We start from the raw sequence: 1,514 nt of genomic DNA, 5'->3' as shown, positions 1-1,514 counted from the left end.
GCTGAGCCCTTCACCTGGACCGCCACTGCCGATGAGATCCTCGCCAAGGTCAAACTCGTCCAGGCCAGTGTGAAGAAACTCGTCGCAAATAACAGCAACTAAAGAAAACGGAATCACGTTACACTAGCTCATAGCGCTATTGCTGAGGGGCGGGCCAGACATGACGCCACGCGCGCCCGCCCTGCCCGGACCGGAGGACGACGCGGATGGATCGGAAAGCAGACAACGATATCGAACTCTGGTACGGCACGGTGGCGGCCACGTCGATTCGCGGGCTGATCCATGCCGCGTCCCGGGCCGGCTTCCGAAGCGTCGCGGTTCACCCGGGCATGCACCGGCGCGCACTGGTGGAGCCGAACGGGCTGTCGGAGGTGAGAGGGCTGATGGAGGAGACGGGCGTGGTCGTCTCGACCATCGACCCTCTCACCGCATCCTTGCCGGGTGTGCCCTCACCGCAGGACGTGCCTGAGCGATTCCGCGAGTTCCTCTCCTTCGCCGCCGACGAGTGCATCGAGGCGGCGCACGCCCTCGGCGCACGCACCGTGTGCATCGCCCCCTTCCTCGGGGGCCCCGCGCCCTACGACGAGGCATTGGACGCGGTGTCGAGGCTCTCGGAGCGCATCGGTGCCGCAGGTCTTCGCGCAGCCGTCGAGTTCATGCCGGGCACCCTCTTCCCCGACCTTCCGACGGCGCTCCGTATCTGGCAGGAGGTCGACGCGCCCCACCTGGGGATCGTCTTCGACACCTGGCACTTCGTCCGGACCGGGGGCACCACCGAGTTGCTGCGCACGGTTCCGTCGTCGGCAGTGGCGGTCCTGCAGGTGTCGGACCGTCGAGAACCCACCAAGGATACACCCTATGTGCCGATGTCCGGACGGCTCCTTCCCGGCGACGGCGAGCTGCCGCTCGCCGACTGGGTCGGCCACCTCGTCGCAGAGCGTTCCGATCTGTCCGTCGGTGCGGAGATCTTCAGCGACGAGCTGCGCGCCCTGCCGGTGGACGTGGCGGCGGCGCAGTCTGCGGCGGCGCTGCGGAAGCTGCTTGCGTCGCTGTAGCGCCACTGGCGCATGACCATCCGGTCCAGGAGTTCATCGACGGCGAGTCATTCGACCGGCTCGGCCAGCGCTACCAGCTCCAACTCGTCGACGCCCTGCCCGCAGGCGTCGAGCAACTGCCCACCGTCAAAGCGGACCGCGTCCGGTACGTGTGGCGGCAGCGACCGGAGGAGATTCGCCCGGCGATCATCGGGCTCTACCGGCAGGAAGGTCTCGCTTGGGGGAGGCGAGAGGGGCGCCAGTATGAGCTGGACGGCCGCAACGAGGACCTTAGTGCAACGTTCCTCAAAGGCTGGGGTAGATCGGCTGAGCCCGGGTATCGCCCTGTTTTGAGAGGGTGTTCTGTGCGGGTTTGTCGGGTGTCAGTTTGGGTTGATCTCTGGGGTGGGTGGAGTCGGGCGGGGCAGGATAAACAGGCCGGGTTCGGGTTCGGTGAGGACGCCGCGGTCGACCAGCCGT

Annotated in this window: 1 protein-coding gene; it reads left to right on the top strand. The window is 67.0% G+C overall.

Features of this window, described 5'->3' with window-relative positions; all coding sequences use genetic code 11:
* Positions 1 to 206 precede the first annotated feature (206 nt).
* Complete coding sequence (locus tag AB1460_RS37415) at positions 207 to 1,055, top strand: sugar phosphate isomerase/epimerase family protein (RefSeq protein ID WP_368967289.1); 849 nt, start codon at positions 207 to 209, stop codon at positions 1,053 to 1,055.
* The last annotated feature ends 459 nt before the right edge of the window (positions 1,056 to 1,514 follow it).

It is taken from the genome of Parafrankia sp. FMc2, assembly GCF_041008525.1.
Taxonomy (GTDB): Bacteria; Actinomycetota; Actinomycetes; order Frankiales; family Frankiaceae; genus Parafrankia.
Note: the sequence above shows the minus strand (reverse complement) of the source record. Positions and strands in the feature narration are given on the sequence as shown.